Raw genomic sequence first — 21,682 nt, forward strand, 5'->3', positions numbered from 1 at the left:
TGCAAAGCCGCTCTGCATTCCCCGAATTCCCTGCTTTCCTCGAAGCTCAAAGATCCCCAAGATCCCCAAGGATGATTTTCTGATGAAGCAGTCTGCCGCCAAGACGCTCGGTGTCGCCGCTCTCGGTGCCGCTTTCGCCGCTGCCGCCGCCGGCACGGCCACCGCCGCACCGTCGCTGCCCGCCACCCCGGACGCGCTCGGCCTGGTCACCCAGACCGTGCCGCTGGGTGACGGTCTCACCGAGCTCCCCGACGGCGCCGCCGAGTCCCTCCTCTCCGGCGAGGCGTCGGTCGACCAGGGCGTCAAGACCCTTCCGGCCGCGGCCGGTGCCGCCACCCAGCACCTCCCGCTCGACGCCGCCAACGGCCCGCTGGCCAACACCCCGGTCGGCGGCCTGCTCGGCGGTCTGCCGCTGGGTGCCCTGCCGCTCGGCTGATCCCCTCCCGCCGTACGCACGCCGATGGGGCGCCCACCCGGCCCGGGTGAGCGCCCCATCGGCGTACGTACGTCCTGTGCCATTCCCCGGCCGTGCCGCTACCAGGCGGTGCTCGCCGACTTCTCCTGCGGGAGCAGCATCCAGAGCGCCAGGTACAGCAGGAACTGCGGACCGGGCAGCAGGCACGAGACGAGGAAGATGACCCGCATGGTGGTGGCCGAGGTGCCGAAGCGCCGTGCCAGCGCTGCGCACACTCCGCCGATCATGCGTCCGTCACGGGGGCGGGCAAGTGCGGCCATGGTGGGCTCCTTCGGAAAGCGTCTTCCGGAAGCCGCTCCGTCGGGCTTCCGATGACTCCATACTCGCCCGGGCCGAGGGGACAAAGCGTCGGTCTACGGGGCGATCCCGACCCTGGGAATCGTCGGGGTAGGCCCCTGAGAACCCTCGTCCCTCAGCAGGGCCGAACCCCGGCCCTGCCTGCTCCCCGAGGAGGACCGGCCGGCGGCCCCGGTTCTCCTGCGGCGCAGCCGCGCCCGCCCGGCGGGCACGAGCAGCACATGGGCGAGCGCCACCCCGGCGGTGTTCAGGAGCAGCGAGTCCACGTCCACGACCTGGCCCGGCACGGCGGTCTGCAGCAGCTCGACGGCGAGCGACACGAGCGCCCCGGCCGCGACGGTACGGGCCAGGGAGGCCCACGGCGACACATGGAGCCGTCCGTCCGCCATCGGGAGCAGGACCCCGAGCGGCGCCAGGAGCAGCAGGCCCTCGCCGATCCGCCGGGCAGCCTCGACCGTGCCGAGCGCGAGATCCGCCTCGATCCCCGCCAGCGGGGTCAGGTTCGGCGCGGTCACCCAGGCCACGTCACGTGGTCGGAGCGCGACCCAGGCGACGAGCAGCAGATGCGCGAGGAGGAGGACGAACCCCGCCACGCGTACGACCACGGCGGCACTGCCGCCCGAACCTTGACGCTGCACGCCCCCCAAGACGCGTCCCGTCCCGGAATCGGTTCCGCCGCGCGGCGGAACACCCGCTTCAGGACGCCGAAGGCCTGGGCAGACCCACCGTCGGGGCCGCCGACTCCGGGCGCTCCTTCAGCCCGGTCGTGCAGGCGTACCGGCGCGGCGGATAGGGACCGGGCCCGCCGAGGACCACGCTCGCCTCGCCCGCGCCGGCCGAGCTGTGCGCAAGGGTGCAGACGATCTGCGACAGCGCGGTCGGCGTCAGGTCCTCCGGCTGCCGGCTCAGGCGCAGCGTGGCCGCCGGATCACTCCTGTACCCGCCGGTGACGAGCAGCGGCCCCTTGACGGCCGTGGAGAACCCGGCCTGCCGCTCGCTCTCCGACGGCTCGGCCAGCAACTGCGCGAGCAGCGCCGACGCGGTGGGCACCCGGTCCCCGTTCGCCTTCTCCTCCGGCAGCGGCGCGCGCCGGTCCACCGGCTCCAGCTGCGACCCGCACAGCAGGAAGACCCGGACCGGGACGTCCGTCGTCCGCGTGGCGTCCTCGTCGCCCATGACGCTGCACGGCACCCGCGAAGGGGCCGGTCCGGCGTCCACGGGCACCGACGTCGTCCTGATCCCGCACCCGGAGGCGAGCGCGGCCAGCACGAAGGCCGCCGCCACCCCTCCCGTACGTACTCCCGCACGGCGAAGCCGGCTCAACTCTCCTCCACCTCGCCCTGCTCGTCGTCCTGCGGAAGCCGCAGGACGAACACCGCGCCGTCGCCGTCCGGCGAGTTCGCGGCCGTGATCGAACCGCCGTGGATCAGCGCGTTCTCCATGGCGATCGACAGACCCAGACCGCTGCCCTCCGACCGGGGCCGGGACGCGCTCGCCTTGTAGAAGCGGTCGAACACATGCGGCAGGACCTCCTCCGGGATGCCCGGGCCGTGGTCCCGTACCTCGATCACCAGCTCGCCGTCCTCCGTGCGGATCGCCACCCGCACCGGCGAACCGCCGTGCTTGAGCGCGTTGCCGATCAGGTTCGCCAGGATCACGTCGAGCCGGCGCGGGTCGAGCCGCGCCATGATCCCGCGCTCGGCGTCCAGCTCCACGGCGTCCAGCCAGGCCCGGGCGTCGATGCACGCGGTGACCTGGTCGGCGACGTCCACGTCGTCCAGGACGAGCCGGGCGGTGCCCGCGTCGAAGCGGGTCACCTCCATCAGGTTCTCCACCAGGTCGTTCAGCCGCCGCGTCTCGCTCACCACGAGCGCCACGGCCGGCGCGATCATCGGGTCGAGGGAGTCCTGCTCGTCCTCCAGGACCTCGGTCACGGCCGTCAGCGCCGTCAGCGGCGTACGCAGCTCGTGGGACATGTCCGCGACGAAACGCCGGCTGGACTCCTCCCGCGCGCTCATGTCGGCGACCTTCTTCTGCAGGGACTCCGCCGCGCTGTTGAACGTCCGTGACAGATCGGCCAGTTCGTCCGTGCCCGAGACCCGCAGGCGGGTGTCGAGCTTGCCCTCGCCGAGCTGCCGCGCCGCCTCGCCCAGGCGGTGCACGGGCCGCAGCACCGTCGTCGCCGCGGCCTGCGCGAGCAGGGCCGAACCGACGAGCGCGAGCGCCGTCGCGATCCCCAACGACCAGGCCAGCGAGTTCAGATCGGCCCGCTCGGCCTCCAGCGACTTGAACATGTAGCCGGTGGGTCCGCCTCCGGCGATCCGCGTCCCGCCGACCAGATACGGCGTCTGACCGCGCTGCGTCCGCTGCCAGAACAGGTGGTACGGGCTGGTGTCGCCCTCCTTGACCGGCCGCTCGGTGTCCACCGCGACACGCAGCGACTGCGGCACGTCGGCCAGCGTGAAGGTGTCCGGGTTCGAGGCCCCGATGATCGGCTTGCCCGCGTCCCGCTCACCGAGCAGCAGCACGCTGTACCCGGCGCTGCCGCTCGCCATCTGCTCGGCGGTACGCCGCAGATCGTCCTCGGTGGGACGCAGGGGAAGCGTCGCGGCCCGGTTCTGCATCTCCTGCCGGAAGTCGTTCAGCGACCCGTCCTGCGTCCTGGTGAGCACCGCCTCGCGGTTCAGCCAGTACGCGATCCCGGACGCGGACACCGCGGCGGTGAGCGCCACGAGGGCGAAGACGACGACGAGCCGCAGACGCAGACTGGTGAAACGCAGCCCGGCGAACATCCCTCTTCTCACGCAGGGACGTCCAGCCGGTAGCCCACGCCGCGCACGGTACGGATCAGGGTCGGCGAGGACGGCACGTCCTCCACCTTGGCGCGCAGCCGCTGCACACAGGCGTCGACCAGGCGCGAGTCGCCCAGGTAGTCGTGCTCCCACACCAGACGCAGCAACTGCTGGCGCGACAGGGCCTGTCCGGGCCGCCGGCTCAGTTCGAGGAGCAGCCGCAGCTCGGTCGGCGTGAGCTGCAGGTCCTCCCCGTTCTTCGTCACCGTCATTGCGGAACGGTCGATGACCAGCGAACCGAAGGTCGCCGAGTCGGTGGACTCCCGCTCGCCGCGCCGCAGTACGGCCCGGATACGGGCGTCGAGCACCCGCCCCTGGACCGGCTTGACGACGTAGTCGTCCGCGCCGGACTCCAGACCGACGACCACGTCGATGTCGTCACTCCGCGCGGTGAGCAGGATGATCGGCAGCTGGTCGGTGCGCCGGATGCGCCGGCACACCTCGAAGCCGTCGATCCCGGGCAGCATGACGTCCAGCACGACCAGGTCCGGCCTCTGCTCCTTGAGCAGCTTCAGGCCGTCCTCGCCCGTCGCCGCGGTGGCCACTCGGTGGCCCTGGCGTGACAGGGAGAGTTCGAGGGCCGTGCGGATGGCGTCGTCGTCCTCGATCAGCAACAGGAAAGGCACGGACGCCATTCTGTCGCATGCGGCCACCTGAGTTCGACTGTGTGGCCGGACCGATGCCTGTGACAGGGCTGTGACAGTCGGCGGACACCGCGATGAACTGGCCCGGGCAAGCTTCTTGGCACACGGACAGAAACACACTCCAACCGACGGGGGGCGCACGATGAACGCACTGCACAGCACCACCTCAGGCGCAGTTGTCACGCGTCTCCACGATGTCGTCGTGCGGAGCGCGGAGAAGTCCGGCGCGGTGAACGGGCGGGGGTGCGTTCGCAGCGCCGGGCGTCAGCACAAGGCGCCGTACATGGTCGCCGTGGCTGACGGGGGAGCGGCGTACGGGGAGGTCACGGGGGAGCGGCAGTCGGTGTCGGAGGCGGAGTTCACCGCCTACGTCCAGGAACGCCGCGCCTCCCTGTACGCCACCGCCTACCACCTGACCGGTGACCGGTTCGAGGCCGAGGACCTGCTGCAGAGCGCGCTGTTCTCGACGTACCGGGCCTGGGACCGGATCAGCGACAAGGCGGCGGTCGGCGGCTATCTGCGCCGCACCATGACCAACCTGCACATCAGCGCGTGGCGCCGGCGGAAGCTGAACGAGTACCCCACCGAGGAGCTGCCGGAGACGGCGGGCGACACGGACGCGATGCGGGGGACCGAGCTGCGCGCGGTGCTGTGGCAGGCGCTGGCCCGACTGCCCGAGCTCCAGCGCACGATGCTGGTGCTGCGCTACTACGAGGGCCGTACGGATCCGGAGATCGCGGAGATCCTGGACATCAGTGTCGGCACGGTGAAGTCGAGCATCTGGCGCTCCCTGCGCCGGATGCGCGAGGACGAGGTCCTGAGCTTCGGCCGTGACGAGGAGGAGTCCTTCGGCGAGCTGGTGGCCTGAAGGTCGGGGGGCAACGGGGGAAACACGGGGGACGTACGGGGGTACGGGGGAAACAGCGCGGGTCGGACAAGCCGGGGGGGCTTGTACGACCCGCGTTTCTCGTCGTCCTGATCCTCGTTACGCCCGCGCCGCCGGTGTCCGGTGCCGGCCCGCCGCCGCGGCGGCCAGGCGTCCCAGGGCCTCCTGCTTGGCGCAGGGGTGGGCGCCCAGCGCCGTCTGCCGGGCCACGATGGAGCGCTCCGAGCGCATCAGGCGCCAGCCGCGGCGCAGCAGGAACGGGACCGACTTGCGGCCCTCCTTGAGATCGCGCAGCAGGCGGCGGCGGAACGTCGTCGAGGGGCGGCCGCGCAGACACAGCGCGTCGGCGAGGACACCGAGGTCCTGGCAGCGCTCCACGATCTCCGCCGCGAAGATCCCCTCCGCCACGAAGAGCGGGGTCCGGCCGATGTCCAGGGCGTCGCGGCCCACGCGCGAGCTGGTCGCGATGTCGTACACGGGGATGTCCGTGCGGCCGGTGCGGCACAGCTCCACGATCGCGGTGACGGCGGTGTCGGCGTCCCAGGAGTACGGGGAGTCCCAGTCGATGTCGGCGCTGCCGGCGACCAGCGGGAGCGTCGGGTCGTCGGCCTCCTTGTAGAAGTCGTCGAGACGCAGGACCGGGAGACCGGCGAGGGCGGCGAGCGACGACTTGCCGGAGCCTGAGGGGCCCGCGAGCAGGACGACGCGGGTCGGGATCGGTTGGGAACTCACGGGACACCAGTGTGAGGCATTCCCCCGGGCAGGGGACCCCCGAGGGAGGCAGTTGGTATCGAGCATCACACCTCAACTACGCTCGGTGTCTCTGTCGTTACCCAACGTCGAAGGATTCTCATGGCGCGTCACAAGCAATCCAGGACCCCCGGCCGCGGCGCCCTGCTGAAGGCCGGGCTGACCGCGACGGCGGCGGGAGCGGCGGTCCTCGGCATGGGCGCGACGGCGCAGGCGGCCCCGGCCGCCCCGCTGCCGCTGCCGGTCGGCTCGCTCGCCGGCAGCGACGCCGTCGCGGCCCTCGGGGCCACCGGCCACGCGGTGGGCCCGCTGACGAGCCTCCAGCTCGACCCGCTGGCGAACACCGGGGTCGACCCGCTGGACAACGGGATCGGCACGCAGGTCGCCGACTTCAAGCCCGTGGGCACGAACCTGGTGACCGACCACGTCACGAAGGGCGGCGGCCTGGACGACCTGCCGGTGGTCGGCGAGGTGACGGGGCTGCTGCCGACGACGTAGCGGCACGCGTAGGCCCCCGGGCGTACCCGGGGGCCTACGCTTCGGTGCGCCGAGCGGTCAGTACGACGAGCCGCTCGCGCCCAGGGAGCCCGTGGGGTGCCAGACGGTCTTCGTCTCCAGGAAGGCCGTCATCCGCTCCGTGCCCGGGGACTCCGCGAAGTCCACCGCGCGCGGCCGCAGGACGCGCTTGAGGTTGTCCGCCGCCGCGACCTCCAGCTCGCGCGCCAGCTCCGCGTCCGCGCCCGTCAGGTCGATCGCGTTGACGTCCTGGTGGGCCGCCAGGTGCGGGCCCATCTCCGCGGCCTTGCCGGAGAGGATGTTCACGACGCCGCCCGGCAGGTCGGAGGTGGCGAGCACCTCGCCCAGGGAGAGCGCCGGCAGCGGCGCCTTCTCGCTCGCGATCACGACCACGGTGTTGCCGGTCGCGATCACCGGGGCGATGACCGAGATCAGGCCGAGGAAGGACGAGTCCTGGGGGGCCACGACCGTCACTACGCCCGTCGGCTCCGGCGTCGACAGGTTGAAGTACGGGCCCGCCACCGGGTTCGCCCCGCCCACGATCTGGGCGATCTTGTCGGTCCAGCCCGCGTACCAGACCCAGCGGTCGACGGCCGCGTCGACGACCGCGGCCGCCTTGGACTTCGACAGGCCCTCCGCGTCCGCCACCTCGGCCACGAACTGGTCCCGGCGGCCCTCCAGCATCTCGGCGATGCGGTAGAGGATCTGGCCGCGGTTGTACGCCGTCGCGCCCGACCAGCCGCCGAACGCCTTGCGCGCGGCGACGACCGCGTCACGGGCGTCCTTGCGGGAGGAGAGGGGAGCGTTGGCCAGCCACTTGCCCTTGCTGTCCTGCACTTCGTACACCCGGCCGCTCTCGGAACGCGGGAACTTCCCGCCCACGTACAGCTTGTAGGTCTTGAAGACGGAAAGACGGTCAGACATCGAGGTACGCCTCCAGGCCGTGGCGACCGCCCTCGCGGCCGAAGCCCGACTCCTTGTAGCCGCCGAAGGGCGAGGTCGGGTCGAACTTGTTGAACGTGTTGGCCCAGACGACACCCGCGCGGAGCTTGTTGGCCACGGCCAGGATCCGCGAGCCCTTCTCCGTCCAGATGCCGGCCGACAGGCCGTACTGGCTGTTGTTGGCCTTGGCGACGGCCTCGTCCGGCGTACGGAAGCTCAGCACCGACAGGACCGGGCCGAAGATCTCGTCGCGGGCGATCGTGTGCGCCTGCGTGACACCCGTGAAGAGCGTCGGGGCGAACCAGTAACCGGCGGCCGGGATCTCGCACGCGGCGGTCCAGCGCTCGGCGCCCTCGGCCTCGCCGCGGTCCACAAGCGAGGTGATGCGGGCCAGCTGCTCCGACGAGTTGATGGCGCCGATGTCGGTGTTCTTGTCGAGCGGGTCGCCCAGGCGGAGCGTGGAGAGCCGCCGCTTCAGGCTGTCGAGCAGCTCGTCCTGGATCGACTCCTGGACCAGCAGGCGCGAGCCCGCGCAGCAGACCTGGCCCTGGTTGAAGAAGATGCCGTTGACGATGCCCTCGACGGCCTGGTCGATGGGGGCGTCGTCGAAGACGATGTTCGCGCCCTTGCCGCCCAGCTCCAGGGTGACCTTCTTGTGCGTGCCGGCGACGGAGCGGGCGATCGACTTGCCGACCGCGGTCGAGCCGGTGAAGGCGACCTTGTTCACGTCCGGGTGCTCGACGAGCGCGGCGCCCGTGTCCCCGTAACCGGGAAGGATGTTGACGACGCCCTTCGGCAGCCCGGCCTGGCGGCAGATGTCCGCGAAGAACAGGGCGGAGAGCGGGGTCGTCTCGGCGGGCTTCAGGACGACCGTGTTGCCGGTCGCGAGCGCCGGGGCGATCTTCCAGGCCAGCATGAGCAGCGGGAAGTTCCACGGGATGACCTGGCCGGCCACGCCGAGCGGGCGCGGGTTCGCGCCGTAGCCCGCGTGGTCGAGCTTGTCGGCCCAGCCCGCGTAGTAGAAGAAGTGCGCGGCGACCAGCGGGAGGTCCGCGTCGCGCGTCTCCTTGATCGGCTTGCCGTTGTCCAGGGTCTCGAGGACGGCCAGCTCACGGCTGCGCTCCTGGATGATCCGGGCGATCCGGAAGAGGTACTTGGCGCGCTCGGAGCCGGGCAGTGCCGACCACTTCTCGAACGCCCTCCGCGCCGCCTTCACCGCGCGGTCGACGTCCTCGGCGCCGGCCTGGGCGACCTCGGCGAGGACCTCCTCGGTGGAGGGGGAGACGGTCTTGAAGACCTTGCCCTCGGCCGCGTCGACGAACTCGCCGTCGATGAAGAGGCCGTAGGAGGGGGCGATGTCGACGACGGACCGGGACTCGGGCGCCGGTGCGTACTCGAATGCAGATGCCATGATGATCAGTCCACCGTCACGTAATCGGGGCCGGAGTAGCGGCCGGTAGCCAGCTTCTGACGCTGCATGAGCAGGTCGTTGAGCAGGCTGGAGGCACCGAAGCGGAACCAGTGGTTGTCCAGCCAGTCCTCGCCGACGGTCTCGTTGACCAGGACCAGGAACTTGATGGCTTCCTTGGTGTTGCGGATGCCGCCGGCGGGCTTCACGCCGACCTGGACGCCGGTCTGCGCGCGGAAGTCGCGCACGGCCTCCAGCATCAGGAGCGTGTTGGCCGGGGTGGCGTTGACCGCGACCTTTCCGGTCGAGGTCTTGATGAAGTCGGCGCCCGCCATCATGCCGAGCCAGGAGGCGCGGCGGATGTTGTCGTACGTGGAGAGCTCGCCGGTCTCGAAGATGACCTTCAGGCGGGCCTCGCCGGAGGCCTCCTTCACGGCCCGGATCTCCTCGAGGACCTTCATGTAGTTCCCCGCGAGGAAGGCGCCGCGGTCGATCACCATGTCGATCTCGTCGGCGCCCGCGGCGACGGCGTCGCGGGTGTCCGCGAGCTTCACGGCGAGCGCGGCCCGGCCGGCCGGGAAGGCGGTGGCGACGGAGGCGACCTTGACGGCGGAGCCCTTCAGGGCTGCCTTGGCGGTCGCCACCATGTCGGGGTAGACGCAGACCGCGGCGGTCGTCGGGGTCGTACGGTCGGTCGGATCGGGGTTGACGGCCTTGGCGGCGAGCGCCCGGACCTTGCCCGGGGTGTCCGCGCCTTCGAGCGTCGTCAGGTCGATCATGGAAATGGCCAGGTCGATGGCGTAGGCCTTGGCCGTGGTCTTGATCGAGCGGGTGCCGAGGGACGCGGCGCGCGCCTCCAGGCCGACGGCGTCGACGCCGGGCAGCCCGTGGAGGAAGCGGCGCAGCGCACTGTCGGACGCGGTCACGTCGGCGAAAGCGGGTGCTGCGGATGCAGTGGTGGGCATGGTCACCAGTCGAGCATATCTACGCGCGTAGCGGCCTGTACAGCCCCAGGGTTCCGGAGGGGAAATCGTGGCCGCTGTCACAGCGCCGTGACATGGAGCGGACAAGTCCCCGATACAAGATCACTAACGTTCTTTCTGCAGCCAGCCAGAACTCACCGGCCCCAACCGAACGAGATGTCAGCGGCATGCGGCTCTTCCTTATCCGACCTGTACTGATTCACAGGAGTCGTTATGCGCACCGCCCTCCGTACCGCCGTCGTCACCGCCCTCCTGGCGGGCGTCGCCGTCACCCCGGCCCTCACCGCCGGCACGGCCTTCGCCGCCGACGCGAAGCCCGCCACCGGGGCCGAGCCCACCGTGGGCGCCAAGCCCGCCATCGACGACGACGGCACCCTCGTTCGCACCGAAACCCTCACCGACGGCACCATCGCCAAGATCTACAGGTTCAACGCGAACCACCACCGGGCCGAGCTGTTCGTCGACGGCTACAAGGTCGGAGCCTTCGAGACCGCCAACCGCCCGGTGGCCGGAAACAACAACGGTGCCTTCTTCGTCCTCTACGCGGACGGCCGCACCCTCGACTGGACCGGCAACTACCTCTCCGGCGCGGATCTCGGCACGTACGAGCTGGCCGACGGCACCCGCCTCGAGCTGGGCAGGGCGAAGGACGGGCGCTACGGCCTCCAGCTGATCGAGAACGGCAAGGGCCGCGGTTTCACCTACCTCTACGCGGACCGGTCGGTCTGGACGTACGGCAAGGCCGTGGTCGTCCTGGAGAGCGACGGCGGATTCGCCGCCCACATCCCCGGCTCGAAGGTCCAGGCGGCCCCGAAGCCCGTGAAGAACGACACCCCGGCTCCGGAGCCGGAGCCCACCCCCACCGAGGAGGAGTCGGAGTGGCTCGGCGACTTCTCGGGCTGGCAGGTCCTGGGGCACGGCTACAAGGGGATCGCGCACCGCAAGGGCGGTGACATCACGGCGAAGATCTTCAAGGGCGACAAGGAGGTCGGCCGGCTGTCCACCGAGCAGGCGGTCAAGACCTTCGACAAGAAGGTCTTCGGTGACGAGATCGAGGTGACGCTCTCCTGGAACGGCGAGCTGCGCGCGGACTGGCTCGCCGACCGGCAGCAGGGCAAGACGCCGCAGACCACGAAGCCGACGAAGACCACCACGACCACGCAGACCACCGTCGTCCCGCAGGGCGGCGTCGCCGCCGGGGCCGACCTGGACACCGGCACCGACCACACCGCGCTGATCGCGGCCGGCGCGGGCGCCGCGTCCCTGGCCGCCGCGGGCCTCGGCTTCGTCGCCCTCCGCCGCCGCACCGCGGGCGCCCGCGGCTGACCGCCGTACCCACGCCTCCTCACACCTGCCACTGACCCGAGCAGGAGCACCACCCCACCCTGGCCGGCCGTCGCACCCACACCCCGTGCGACGGCCGGCCGCACCCCGTTCGGAGCCGCCCCGTGAACCGCCGCCGTACCGCCCCCGCCCTGCTCGTCCTCGCCGCCCTGGCCGCCCTCACGGGCTGCGCCGGCACTGCGCCGCCCGCCGCCGGCCCGGCCGCGAAGGTCACCGAGACCCGGGCGCCCGCGCCGAAGGCGTCCGTCGCCCCGTTGCCGCGCTCGGAGCCGGTCCGGGTCCGGGTGCCCGCCGCCGGGGTCGACACCGGTCCCGTGCTGAAGCTGGGGCTCGCCGGGGACGGGACCGTCGAGGTCCCGTCCGAGGCGGACGCGGAGCGCATCGGCTGGTACGACAAGGGCGTGACGCCCGGAGAGACCGGCCCCGCCGTTCTGATCGGTCACTTCGACACCGCCCGGGGCCCCGCCGTACTCAAGAACGTCGCGAAGGTCCGCGTCGGGGACGAGATCACCGTCGCGCGCGCCGACGGCACCGAGGCCGTCTTCCGCGTCCGCGAGCTGGAGCAGGTGGACAAGAAGGCGTTCCCCACCCGGAAGGTCTACGGGGACACCGAGCGGCCCGAGCTGCGGCTGATCACCTGCGGGGGAGAGCTGGTCGACGGCCACCGCCCCGACAACATCATTCTCTACGCCGATCTGGTCACCCGAGCCGCCTGAGCCCGGCGGCGGGGGCTGAGGCAGAATCGGCACCATGACGAGCCCCCAGCCGCCCGCCGAGCCGGCCTACGCCGACCGTGTCTTCCGTTCACCCCTCGGGATCACGGGCGGTGTCCTGCTGCTCGGTCTGACCGTCTGGTTCTGCGTCGACGCGATGGTCAGGGGCGCGGGGCGCACGCCGTGGCTGGCGCTCGCGAGTCTGCTGCTCGTGGTGCCGCTCGTCGTGGCGTTCACGATCCGCCCGGCGGTGTACGCCAACGAGGACCGGCTGCGCATCCGTAACCCCTTCCGGTACATCACGCTGCCCTGGGCCTCCGTCGCGGACGTCCGCGCCGGGTACTCCAGCGAGGCGCTCACCCAGGCCGGGGGCAAGTACCAGCTCTGGGCCGTCCCCGTCTCGCTGCGGCAGCGCAAGCGTGCGGCCCGGGAGCAGGCGCGCGCCGCGTCCGACGATCCGCACGGCCGTACCTCGGTCAACGCGCGCGGGGACGACGCGGCGCGGCTCGCTCCGGCCGACCGGACGATCGCCGATCTGCGGGAGCTCGCGGAGCGGTGCGCGGGGCGCCCTGAGGCGCAGGGAGAGCCGCGCGTGCGCTGGGCGTACGAGATCATCGCGCCGGCGACGGCGGGCCTCGTCCTGCTCGTCATCCTCCTCGCGACCGGCTGACCCCGGAGTCCCGCAGGTCCTCCTGGGTCTCGTAAGCCTCTCGGCTCGGCCTCGCTCTCCGGCCGGGTGCTCCTCGACAGCGAGGACATCCACGACCGGAGTCGCCGCATCACCCACGCTCGCCGCGAGATCGGCATGGTGTTCCCCAACCCGTTCCCGGCCATGTCCCTGTACGACCACGTCCTGGCCGGTCTGAAGCCCAGCGGCATCAAGGCGACCCGCGACGGCCGGGACGACCTCGTCGAGGATGCCTCACCAAGGCCGGGCTCTGGCGGGAGGACAAGGACCGGCTGCGACAGCCCGGTGGCACCCACACCATGCAGCAGGCCGCACGGGTCTCGGACTCCTGTGCCTTATTCCTCGCGGAGCAGGGCACCCCGGGCGTGATCGTCGAGCGCGGCCCGACGGAGGCGATGTTCGGCTCGCCGCAGGACTCCCGTACGGCCGACTACGTCCACGGCTGCTTCGGCTGGCTCCAGCCGGACTTCGCAGGTCGCGACCGAGGGGCGGCCGGTCGGTGTCCCTCTGGGCCCGGCTCCGAGGAGCGCCACCGCCGACAAGACTTCTGGTGGGAGCTGGAGGATCATTGTGAGGGTAACGGCGCCGCGTAGGTTCCGCCTTCGGCCGCAGTGAACCCCCTTTGCCTGGTCCTCCATTGGTAACCGTGGTGCGACATGCGCCGTCTCTGTTGAAACCGTTTATAAGGCGGGGCCGGCGCGTGGCCTCGCCCTACGCGGCCGTCGTGGCATCGGGCGACCTGACCCCAGCCATGCTGGTGACCCCAGAACGCGGCAACAGCAACTCAAGTCGCCTGTTGGTATCTGGCGGCTCTTCTGGGGACGGCGCACCCAAGGTCTCGGCGGTGTCACCAGGTCGGTCTTCCCGATGGCCGCGAACAACGAAAGATGTTGGTGAAAATGTCCAACTCGGAAAATCCATGTGTCGTTTCCACCATTCCCGTGGGGACGGGGCCGGTCGCTGTGGCGGCGGACGTCCATGACCACGTCTTCGTCACCAACAGCGGTCAACGCACGGTCTCGGTGATCGATGCTGTGACCAACACGGTGACCGCCACCATCAACGTCGGACTCCGCCCGGAAAGCGTGGCCACCGATCCTCAGTTCGGCGTCTACGTCGCCAATGGCGGTATGGGCACCGTTTCGGTGATCGACAGACTCAACACCGTGATCGCCACCATCAACGTCGGAGGCCCGCCTTCGATTTTCGACCCTTCGTCCCACGAGGCGGGGGTGGCGGTCGATCATTTCCTGAGCCGTGCCTACGTGACGAGCCGCAGTCGTCACAGGGTGGCCGCGATGGGCATCAGTGGCGATATCCCCACCGTCGCCCACGACTTCATCGACGTCCAAGGTCCCCTGGGCGTCGCGGTGGATCCTCTGAATCACCGCGTGTACGTCACGCAACCTGACTTCAACACCGTGTCGGTGATCGATGCCGGGACCCACGGGGTTGTCGCGACCATCCCGGTTCGGCAGCATCCCATGGGAATTGCGGTCGCCCCCCAGAGTCATCGTGTTTATGTCGCCAACTCCGGCTTCAAGACGGTGTCCGTGATCGACAGCGTGACGGGCGCCGCCGCCGATGTCGACGTCGGTGTGAGGCCGTTGGGTGTGGCGGTCGATTCCCGAGGCGATGCATACGTCACGATTTCCGACGGCACGGTGAAGGTGATCGATGCCGGCTTCAACGGCGTGAGCGCCACGATCCCGGTCGGATCCCAACCGGAGGGTGTGGCATTCGAGCCCCACAGCAATCGTGTCTATGTCGCCAACAGGGGCGACGGCACCGTATCTGCGATCGACCTCGCTCGCGGTTAGCGGGAATGCGGGGTCATCCTGCCGGAGGTACGCTGAATCAGGGGGAGTTGAAGATCCTACCCGACGCGGCCAGTAAACAGCGATGCTCCAGATCGCACGGCCTGCGAGGCGATCACACCATGCTCGAAGTGGAACTCGACATATTCTCAGGCATGCCCAACCCCAGATGGGTCCTGTCGCCCCAAGAGGAGCGGGAGCTGACGGAGCGGGTAGAAGCGGACGTGAGCCAGCTCTCCGAAGTCACCTCCCCCGACGAGCTGTTGGGTCTGGGGTACCGCGGATTCATCGTGCGTTCGGTGAAGTCGGACGACGGGCCGTGGGACACGTGGCGCGCGGCGTCCTCCGCCCGTATCGGAGCTGAGTTCCGGGTAGGGGTCCGAACGGCCACCGGAGAGGCCGACTCCGTCGCGCCCTGGCTTCTGGCAGCGCCGGCCGTCCGTATGGGTATCGACGACGAACTCCTGGCGGTCGCCGGGATGGGGCCCTCCATCCTCCCGGCCGAGCGGGAGGAGCAGTACCCGCCCAGTCCTGACTCGTTCGATGATTCCCCGGACGCCGAACGAGGGGTGCTATGGCATCGTCCGTGTCCCAGCACGCTCTATGCCGATAACGCGCATATCTTCAACCTCGCCGGAACAGTCGAGAAGAACAACTGCTACTGCTTTGCGTCGAACCACGTGGCGAACATTCGTTATGCCTTGCCGGGACGTAGAGGGGGAAAGCCGGCCGCCTCCCCGACAGTCGACAACATCCGGGGCGGTCTCTACGCCGACGGCTGGGCTGACAACTGTCAGCCGAATACTCTCGTGATCGCAGCCCACGTCTGGCCGGGTTGGGACTATCACTTCTACAGGCTCGTGTCCCCCGGACCCAACTGGCTCTGGTATCACAAGACCGGTGGCACTCCGGTGGTGTACCTCGACGGCGCGGGCTACCCGATACGCCGAGTGGTGACCAGCGGTGGTTCGGTGATCTGGCGCCATCCCCAGAACTGCGTGAAGGCGGCTCCCGACCCCAGCGTACCCGTGTACACCGAGTTCGTCGGCTGGTTCTACCAGAGAAATGCAACCGCTCTCGTCGCTTGACCGGTCATTGTCGGTCGCGCGTGCGTAGCCGTAGGAGTTCTCGTGTCAGGTGCCGTCAAATACCGAAGCAAGGCGATCGTCGAGCTCATGGAGATGCCTGCGGCAGAACATGACGAGACGTGGCTGAAGGACGCGCTGCAGCAGGCCGTCATGCTGGAGCTCGCAACCCTTCCACCCTATTTGTGTGGCCTGTGGTCGATCCAGGAAGCGGACAGCGGATCGGACGTGTCCGAGACGATGCATGAAATCGTCTTCGACGAGATGTCACACATGGGCTTGGTCTGCAACATGGTCACCACCGTCGGAGAGGTGCCTCGCATCGCCGACAGCGACCTCGTGCCGAAGTACCCGGGTCCGCTGCCCGGTGGTGTTCAGCCGGATCTGACGGTTTCGCTCACCGGGCTGAGCAAGCCGGCGCTCGACATGTACTCCCGTATCGAGAGGCCCGACGACCCCGTGGTCGAGGAGCGGGAGACGCACACATCCATCGGCGCGTTCTACACGGCGATTCTCGAAGCCTTCCGTTCCCGGCCGGAGCTGATCAAGGGCACCCGACAGCTGACCAAGATCATGGCCGGAGCCCACGGACAGGGGAACAACGTCATCCCGCTGAGAACGCTCGCAGATGTGGAGGCTGCCCTGCGCGTCATCAAGGAGCAGGGCGAGGGCACCGCGGCCTCCCCGGAGAATCCGTTCCCCGGCGAGGCCGGAGAGTTGGCCCACTTCTACTCCTTCCGGCAGATCTTCCACGGGCGGAAACTGATCCGCGTATCGGACGATCCACCACGGTTCGATTTCCTGGGTGACGAGATTCCCATGCCCCGGACGCACCCGATGGGAACGGTGCCTGCAGGCGGCTGGGTCGCAGGCGGGGTACCCGTCTCCGCCACCGTTCAACAGGACCTGACCGCATTCAACCGTCACTACAGCTCGCTCCTTCGGTTCCTCGAACGTGCCTGGCGGGCGGAGCAACCGGCCGTGGCCACGCAGATGCTGAATCGGGCAGTCGTGGAGATGTTCAACATGCAGGGGCCCGCCCAGGCGTTGATGGCAACGCCCTTGCCCGGCGGGAGCGGAATGACGTACGGACCGGAGTTCCTCTACGTCGCGGAAGATCCGTGACGTGAGAAACGTGCCTCAGCGCACCTAGGGAGAAGCAAGGAGAGTCGGCATGGCATTCCGCGTCACGATAGAAATCTACTCGGGCCGGCCCAATCCCTCGTGGATGGTCACCGACCCCGATCAGGTGCAACGCTTCCTGCGGCTGTTCCTGCGTCATCGCGCAGGCTTGGCGGTGACGCCCGGCGGCCTCACGGGGGTCGACTTCCGGGGGATGAGGATCGACTTCGCCAGTGACACCGCGCAGACACTCGGCCTGCCGCCGACCGTCGAGATCGCAGGCGGCGGAGCTGCAGATCCCTTCGCCAGCGCCGAGCTGGCGGAGGAGCTGCTCGAGACGATGCCGGAGCCTGCTGAGCAGGAAGAGACGGGCGGCTACGGGGCGGGGGTCCTGCGCGACGCCTTGCGTCAGGCAATCCAACGATCTGTCAGAGAAGGGCTGGGAGGGACGGAGACGATCGAGCCCGGGGAGCCACCGGACGCCGAACTCGCGGCCGAGGTCGAAGAGCAGCTCCGACGCATCGAGCTGCGTATGAACGCGTGCCCGTTCGACACCGGCCCCTTCGAGCCCAACTTCTGGAACCATTTCGCCGTCATTGGGCGCAACAACTGCTACAACTACGCCGTGGATCAGCGTACGGACTCCTTTGCTCAGCCCGGATGGCATCACGGTTACAGAATCCCGCGCTCAGTGACCTGTACGGATGTGCGCACGGGAGCATTGCGGGACGGGCTGCGGGTCTGGGGCAACTGTCAGCCGGCCGGCTTCGAAAGGCACTTTGTCGCACTCGCCACCGGAACCATGGCGGACGGTACCCGTGACTATCACTGGTGGCGACGGCACCGCGAGGGTTTCTGGGGGCACAAGCCAGGCGACTCCGCCGCCAGGAACGTGGACTACTCCCAGAACCTGATCACCAATCCGTTCTCGTGCAACCGGGGCCGCTACACGGAGTGGTGCGGGTTCTTCCAGTCGCACAACTCGGTGATCATTTCAGGGCCGTTGTGACGTCCGACTGACCGGCGAAGGGAATGGAAAATGCCTGTCACTTACGGAGTCCACTGGAACAGCGTGGCGCCCGCCCCCGAAACCAGCTGCACGTTCGTCGCCATTCCCGCAGTAGCCTCGGTGGCGTCCGGGGTGGTCTCCGTCATGCAGAGCATGGGCCACATACAGCGCTTCGTGCGTGCCAACGAGCATGCCTGGGCGTCGGATTACGAGCACCCCGAAGTCGCGGCGACCGGCCAGTCCCTCACCGAGGACGGCATCGACAGCGTCGGGCTCATGTACTACGCCGGCCACGGGCTCCCGGAAGTCTCGGTATCCCTGGCGTCGAACCATTTCGGCTGCCGCGCCTTCTACAGCAACATGCGTCTGGGAGTGAGGGAGCTGCGCTGGCTGGTGCTCGACCTCTGCGGTGGAGTGGCGGGACCGGACGTCAGCGCGAGCGTGAACATGGTCTGGTCCGAACCGACCAACGGAGACAGTGCGCGTCCGCTCGAGTCGCTGCACGTCCTGTGCACGTTCGTCGACGAGTCCTTCGCCGGTATCGACACCGGCCGCGGCGGGGAGTTCGCCACCTTCGTCTCCCACGGTGCACCGGTCGGCAGCGCATGGCTCGACGCAGCGTTCGCGCGGTCCGGGGAGCAGGCCAACATACCCATCGCGATCGCCTGTGGCAGCGATGAGGCGGACGCACGATTCCGGCTCGACAACGGCCGTCTGGCAGACGGCGCCGGAGGGCCTGTCCCGTCCTTCAGTCTGGCCTGGAAGTGGCGTACGTGACCTTCACGCGATGCAACGGGAGCAACGGGAGACGCGGTCGCAATGGACTTCAATACGCTGAGACAACGCTGGGACGCGCTCGAGGCGCCGGCCGGCATCTACGAGGTGGATCCGTCACTGGAGCCGCTGGATGACACGGTCGAGCTCGCACGGCGGGCCGGTATGGCGATCCCGGCAGGGGAGCCCTCCTGGTCCGAGGACGCCGTGTCCATGAGGCTGGAGCACGATGCCCATACGCTCACCGTCTACCGGCCCTCAAGAGCGGTGCAGTGTGTCGACAGCACCCGATGGCAGGCGGATGACGGAACGTCCGACATGCGAATGTCGGACACCGAGGCCTTCGATGCGGCGGTACGAGAAGCAGGCCGTGTGGGACTTCTGGAGCAGGACGACTTCACTCCGTTCCGAGTGACCCGCCTGCGTGCGTCGTCCGTTGTCCGGGGGCAGAGCCCCAGGGAGCCACGGGTGATCGACGTCGGGGTCGTCCTCAAGCGGCGGCTGGACGGCCTCGGTTTCGAGGGACAGGGCGGCAACGTGGTCATGTACTTCGGCCCCGACGGGAGCCTCACCGGCTTCGAACGCGTTGCCAGGCGAGTCGCCCAGGTGCGTACCGCGGTGTCCGGCTGGCGCTCGGTGGACGACGTGCTGGCCGAGACCGAGGACCACCTGCACCTGCGCCGCGGCAGCGATTTCACTGTCGAGGAGGCCCGGTCCGGCTATCTCGAGCTCGGCCGTCTGCAGGAGCAGACGGTGATTCAGCCCGTTTACGTCCTGGCATTGCGGCTGGGCGGGCGTCTCCGGGAACGGGGAGAGCCGGAGCGCCGCATGGAACACGCGGTTCCCGCCGCTCTCAACAACGCCGGCCCCGTGATGCCCAGCGTCGAACCGGACGTACCCCAGACGCCGAGATACGGCGCCGGCTGAGCCACGACGGCTGAACGAGGGAGAACGAGACCATGGGTGACTTCGTCGTGAACACGTCCACCGCCGGCGGCCAGTCGCAGTCCTGCGCCGATGGGCTGATCAGCCACTCGCTGTTCACGGCGCTCTGGGCGGACTCCGCCGACGCCGGCATCAAGGGGCAGCGGGTCGACACCGCCGGTACGAAGGTCGGTACGGAGTTCCTCGCCAGCGAGGCGACACCACCAGGCGGCAACACCGACCGGCGGTGGCCCTTCGTGGACTCCGTCGGCTCGAACACCTTTGCCGCCTGGATCGAGCGGCCTTTCAACCTGCCCCCGCCAGCCCCGCGTGTGGTCCTGCGACGCTTCTTCGACGGGCAGCCTGCCGGCCTTCCGGTCCAGGTCAACACCGACTCCATCGATCTCGACTTCCCGCCCACGGTCACCCGCATGATCGACGGCGGGTGCCTGGTCACCTGGACGGGGAGCGGGACGCAGCAGCGGGTCCGCGCTCAGCGCTTCACCCCCGAGGGGCAGAAGAAGGGCCCCGAGATCGCTGTGAACACCACCGAGGCGTTCCATCGCCATCCCGCGGTGACGCTGCTGAGCAACGGGGACTACGTGATCGCCTGGACCGACGGCTCGGCCGTGGGCGGCGGTGGGCTCGTCTACAGGGTCTTCGGCTTCGACGGCGTCCCCCGAACGGGCGAGGTCCGCCCCAACGTCTCGGGGTTCGCGGGCCGGAGCGCGCTGACGGCGCTCGACAACGGGCGGTTCGTCGCCGCGCACATCAACGCCACGGTGCAGAGCCCCCTCGGCGTCATGCAGACCACTGCCGTGGCCAGCGTCTTCCACCCGGGCGGAAGCGGTCAGGTCATCGCCAGCGCGTTCGCGGGCTCACCGAATCACTTCCACCGGACCTCGCCCGCGCTGACGGCCCTGCCGGGCGGGCGTTTCGTACTCGCCTGGGTGGAGAAGAGCGCGGACACCGTCGAGACCGTGCCGACCGTGAGGGCACAGTTGTGCTCGGACTCCGAGCTCGAGATCGGGCCCAAGGCCGTCGCCAGCTCCGGCACCGGTGGCAACCGCTTCCACCTCAGCGCCGCCGCCGTGTTCGGCGACGGCAGCCCGGGGAGCGTCTTCCTGTCATGGGCGGACATGGTGGACGGTGGCGACACCACCATCCGCGGACGGGTCCTCGCCGTCGGCCCCGGCGGGCTGACGGGTTGACGGGTTGACCACGGGCCTCACGGCGCGCCCGCCCACACGAGCAGCATGTACGGGCCGAGCCACGCCGACGAGAGCGCCGCCGCGCCGAGCACCAGGGCGGCGACATGGCGGCGGGCCCGTCCGACCGCGAGGGCGAGCGGGAGCAGCAGCGGGAAGCCGGGCAGCAGGAACCGGGCGCGGGGGAAGTACACGCCCCCGCTGCCCAGGACCACCAGGAGCAGCACCCCCGTGAAGACCAGGAGCGGCAGCGGCTGCCGGTCGGCGACGCAGAGCGGGAACAGCGCGGCGGCGACGATCAGCACGAGCGAGACCATGACCAGGAAGAGCTGCGGATCCTGGGCGTAGACGAGATGCCTGCGCAGTTGACGCAGCGTCAACGATCCGCCGTCCCAGGTGTTGCTCCAGGACCTCTGCACCGCGAAGTAGCCGTCCCAGCTCCCCACGCGGAGCCCCACCCAGCCGACGTAGCCCAGCCAGCCCAGAGGAGCGACGAGCGCGGCGACGAGCGCGGGCCGGCTGCCGCGCCGGGCCGCGAGCAGCCCGGCCGCCGTCACCGCCGCGGCGACGGCGACCCCGGTCGGCCGGGTGAGCCCCGCCCCGACGGCCAGACCCGCCGCCCAGGCCCAGCGCCCGTCCAGGGCCGCGTACAGCGCCCAGGCGGCCAGCGCGGTGAACAGCGACTCCGTGTACCCCATCCACTGGACGACGGCGACCGGCAGCGCGCCCCAGAGCACCGCGAGGACCGTGCCCACCCGGCGCCCGTACAGCCGGTCGCCGACCGCGAAGATCCCCCAGGCGGCGGCCACCGAGCAGAGCACCGCGAGGACCAGGCCGACGGAGGCGCGCGACCCGGGGGTGACCGCCGCCACCGCCTTGATCAGGGCCGGGTAGAGCGGGAAGAAGGCCATCGTCCGATGACCGGGCGGCTCCCCGGGCGCGGCGTCGTAGCCGTGGTCCGCGATCCCGAGGTACCAGCGCGAGTCCCAGGACGTCGCCAGCACCGGCCAGATCCCGTGCCCCCGCATGTGCACCCAGCGGCCCAGCACGAGCAGCCCCAGGAGCCGTACGGCCAGATAGCCGAGGAGCGCGGGAGCGGCGTGCCGCAGCGTGCCGCGCACCCGCTCCGGCAGGCGCTCACCGGGCGGGGACGGTGGCTTCCGGGAGGCGGGGACGGTCGGTCGGACGGTCAGGACCGGGGGCACTGAGGCGGCTCCAGGAGGCTCGGCGGGACACCGGGTCACC

23 protein-coding genes are annotated in these 21,682 nt (G+C 70.0%); 13 read left to right on the forward strand and 10 right to left on the reverse strand.

The features are described from left to right. The first annotated feature begins 82 nt into the window (after positions 1-82). On the forward strand, positions 83-436 hold the full coding sequence (locus ACFY8U_RS12345; RefSeq protein ID WP_361596648.1) for a hypothetical protein: 354 nt from the start codon (positions 83-85) through the stop codon (positions 434-436). 98 nt (positions 437-534) lie between these two features. On the opposite strand, the gene ACFY8U_RS12350 is transcribed toward ACFY8U_RS12345, so the two are convergent. The 5 genes from ACFY8U_RS12350 to afsQ1 all read right to left on the reverse strand — a co-directional run bounded on the left by ACFY8U_RS12350 (position 535) and on the right by afsQ1 (position 4,250). Beyond that, positions 535-735 (reverse strand): PspC domain-containing protein, encoded by a 201-nt coding sequence (locus ACFY8U_RS12350; protein WP_361442884.1) that lies wholly within the window; start codon positions 733-735, stop codon positions 535-537. Positions 736-828: 93 nt separating this feature from the next. Further along, on the reverse strand, positions 829-1,377 hold the full coding sequence (locus ACFY8U_RS12355) for a VanZ family protein (protein WP_389569013.1): 549 nt from the start codon (positions 1,375-1,377) through the stop codon (positions 829-831). A 91-nt stretch (positions 1,378-1,468) separates the two neighbouring features. Then, on the reverse strand, positions 1,469-2,095 hold the full coding sequence (locus ACFY8U_RS12360; RefSeq protein WP_389569015.1) for a hypothetical protein: 627 nt from the start codon (positions 2,093-2,095) through the stop codon (positions 1,469-1,471). Continuing rightward, a complete protein-coding gene (locus ACFY8U_RS12365) occupies positions 2,092-3,564 on the reverse strand; it encodes an ATP-binding protein (protein ID WP_389569715.1) in 1,473 nt (490 codons plus the stop codon). The genes ACFY8U_RS12360 and ACFY8U_RS12365 overlap by 4 nt, the downstream gene beginning before the upstream one ends. Positions 3,565-3,572: 8 nt before the next feature. After that, positions 3,573-4,250 carry a two-component system response regulator AfsQ1 gene (gene afsQ1 / locus ACFY8U_RS12370; RefSeq protein ID WP_181019089.1) on the reverse strand — a complete coding sequence of 226 codons (678 nt, stop codon included), beginning with the start codon at positions 4,248-4,250 and terminating at the stop codon, positions 3,573-3,575. A gap of 160 nt (positions 4,251-4,410) precedes the next feature. Between afsQ1 and ACFY8U_RS12375 the strand changes: the two genes are divergently transcribed. Further along, complete coding sequence (locus tag ACFY8U_RS12375; protein ID WP_389569017.1) at positions 4,411-5,136, forward strand: SigE family RNA polymerase sigma factor; 726 nt, start codon at positions 4,411-4,413, stop codon at positions 5,134-5,136. A gap of 117 nt (positions 5,137-5,253) precedes the next feature. On the opposite strand, the gene ACFY8U_RS12380 is transcribed toward ACFY8U_RS12375, so the two are convergent. Next, positions 5,254-5,952 (reverse strand): uridine kinase, encoded by a 699-nt coding sequence (locus ACFY8U_RS12380; RefSeq protein ID WP_389569020.1) that lies wholly within the window; start codon positions 5,950-5,952, stop codon positions 5,254-5,256. Between the two features lie 54 nt (positions 5,953-6,006). On the opposite strand from ACFY8U_RS12380, the gene ACFY8U_RS12385 reads away from it, so the two are divergent. Next, positions 6,007-6,402 (forward strand): hypothetical protein, encoded by a 396-nt coding sequence (locus ACFY8U_RS12385; protein WP_389569023.1) that lies wholly within the window; start codon positions 6,007-6,009, stop codon positions 6,400-6,402. Between the two features lie 57 nt (positions 6,403-6,459). On the opposite strand, the gene ACFY8U_RS12390 is transcribed toward ACFY8U_RS12385, so the two are convergent. Genes ACFY8U_RS12390 through deoC form a run of 3 tightly spaced genes read right to left on the reverse strand, consistent with a single transcriptional unit; the run spans position 6,460 to position 9,735 of the window. Beyond that, positions 6,460-7,344: an aldehyde dehydrogenase family protein gene (locus ACFY8U_RS12390; RefSeq protein ID WP_361761952.1), complete on the reverse strand. Its 885-nt coding sequence runs from the start codon at positions 7,342-7,344 to the stop codon at positions 6,460-6,462. Further along, positions 7,337-8,773: an aldehyde dehydrogenase family protein gene (locus ACFY8U_RS12395; RefSeq protein WP_361442906.1), complete on the reverse strand. Its 1,437-nt coding sequence runs from the start codon at positions 8,771-8,773 to the stop codon at positions 7,337-7,339. The genes ACFY8U_RS12390 and ACFY8U_RS12395 overlap by 8 nt, the downstream gene beginning before the upstream one ends. A 5-nt stretch (positions 8,774-8,778) precedes the next feature. After that, positions 8,779-9,735 carry a deoxyribose-phosphate aldolase gene (deoC, locus tag ACFY8U_RS12400; protein WP_361643561.1) on the reverse strand — a complete coding sequence of 319 codons (957 nt, stop codon included), beginning with the start codon at positions 9,733-9,735 and terminating at the stop codon, positions 8,779-8,781. A gap of 231 nt (positions 9,736-9,966) precedes the next feature. Between deoC and ACFY8U_RS12405 the strand changes: the two genes are divergently transcribed. From ACFY8U_RS12405 to ACFY8U_RS12450, 10 genes are all read left to right on the forward strand, one after another. After that, positions 9,967-11,079, forward strand: coding sequence for a hypothetical protein (locus ACFY8U_RS12405; protein ID WP_389569026.1), 1,113 nt, complete (start codon positions 9,967-9,969; stop codon positions 11,077-11,079). 122 nt (positions 11,080-11,201) lie between these two features. Beyond that, entirely contained in the window at positions 11,202-11,813 is a 612-nt protein-coding gene (locus ACFY8U_RS12410; protein ID WP_389569029.1) for a class F sortase, read from the forward strand. A 34-nt stretch (positions 11,814-11,847) separates the two neighbouring features. Further along, positions 11,848-12,480, forward strand: a complete 633-nt coding sequence (locus ACFY8U_RS12415) for a PH domain-containing protein (RefSeq protein ID WP_389569031.1) — start codon at positions 11,848-11,850, stop codon at positions 12,478-12,480. Between the two features lie 917 nt (positions 12,481-13,397). Then, positions 13,398-14,318: a YncE family protein gene (locus tag ACFY8U_RS12420; RefSeq protein ID WP_389569034.1), complete on the forward strand. Its 921-nt coding sequence runs from the start codon at positions 13,398-13,400 to the stop codon at positions 14,316-14,318. A gap of 119 nt (positions 14,319-14,437) precedes the next feature. Beyond that, positions 14,438-15,403, forward strand: a complete 966-nt coding sequence (locus ACFY8U_RS12425) for a hypothetical protein (RefSeq protein ID WP_389569037.1) — start codon at positions 14,438-14,440, stop codon at positions 15,401-15,403. Between the two features lie 42 nt (positions 15,404-15,445). Beyond that, the gene (locus ACFY8U_RS12430) at positions 15,446-16,525 is read left to right on the forward strand and encodes a ferritin-like protein (RefSeq protein WP_389569039.1); all 1,080 of its coding nucleotides are present in this window, start codon (positions 15,446-15,448) and stop codon (positions 16,523-16,525) included. A 49-nt stretch (positions 16,526-16,574) separates the two neighbouring features. After that, the gene (locus ACFY8U_RS12435; protein WP_389569042.1) at positions 16,575-17,531 is read left to right on the forward strand and encodes a hypothetical protein; all 957 of its coding nucleotides are present in this window, start codon (positions 16,575-16,577) and stop codon (positions 17,529-17,531) included. Between the two features lie 63 nt (positions 17,532-17,594). Beyond that, on the forward strand, positions 17,595-18,308 hold the full coding sequence (locus tag ACFY8U_RS12440; RefSeq protein WP_389569045.1) for a DUF6345 domain-containing protein: 714 nt from the start codon (positions 17,595-17,597) through the stop codon (positions 18,306-18,308). Between the two features lie 42 nt (positions 18,309-18,350). Next, positions 18,351-19,232 (forward strand): hypothetical protein, encoded by an 882-nt coding sequence (locus tag ACFY8U_RS12445; RefSeq protein ID WP_389569048.1) that lies wholly within the window; start codon positions 18,351-18,353, stop codon positions 19,230-19,232. Between the two features lie 32 nt (positions 19,233-19,264). Next, positions 19,265-20,440 carry a hypothetical protein gene (locus ACFY8U_RS12450; protein ID WP_389569050.1) on the forward strand — a complete coding sequence of 392 codons (1,176 nt, stop codon included), beginning with the start codon at positions 19,265-19,267 and terminating at the stop codon, positions 20,438-20,440. 17 nt (positions 20,441-20,457) lie between these two features. Here ACFY8U_RS12450 and ACFY8U_RS12455 read toward each other — a convergent pair whose 3' ends face one another. After that, positions 20,458-21,642, reverse strand: coding sequence for a hypothetical protein (locus ACFY8U_RS12455; protein WP_389569053.1), 1,185 nt, complete (start codon positions 21,640-21,642; stop codon positions 20,458-20,460). Positions 21,643-21,682 lie beyond the last annotated feature (40 nt).

Origin of the sequence: Streptomyces sp. NPDC012508 (assembly GCF_042902595.1) — a bacterium.
GTDB lineage: Bacteria > Actinomycetota > Actinomycetes > Streptomycetales > Streptomycetaceae > Streptomyces.